General features: G+C 67.9%; 1 protein-coding gene. It reads right to left on the reverse strand.

The window, feature by feature from the left end:
* The coding region (locus AC0IX4_RS22960; protein ID WP_471831383.1) for a cytochrome c biogenesis ResB family protein at positions 1-327 on the reverse strand (327 nt) is incomplete at both ends.

A 327-nucleotide genomic window follows, 5' to 3' on the forward strand; every position in this document is an offset into this window, starting at 1 on the left:
CCTGCAGGGTGTCCGGGCGCCAGGTGTTCGTGACCAGGTCGTCGCCGGCCGGGTACTCGATGTCGGACGTGAACTGCTCCGCCTGCCCGTTCTCGAGGTAGTCGGCCGTGAAGTTCGTCACGCGCACGCACAACGGCGTCATGCCGGTGCCGTCCTCGCTGTTACCGGCGCGGAACGAGTCGAACTGCGCCGGAGAGGTGGTGCAGATGCCCGGGCCGTCGTTGGCGATCACCACGACGTTGCCCTCGTAGCTGACGAGCTTGCCGACGGCGATGGCCACCAGAAGCCCGACGAGGGACAGGTGGAAGACGAGGTTGCCCGCCTCGC

It is taken from the genome of Rhodococcus sp. AC861 (genome assembly GCF_979256035.1).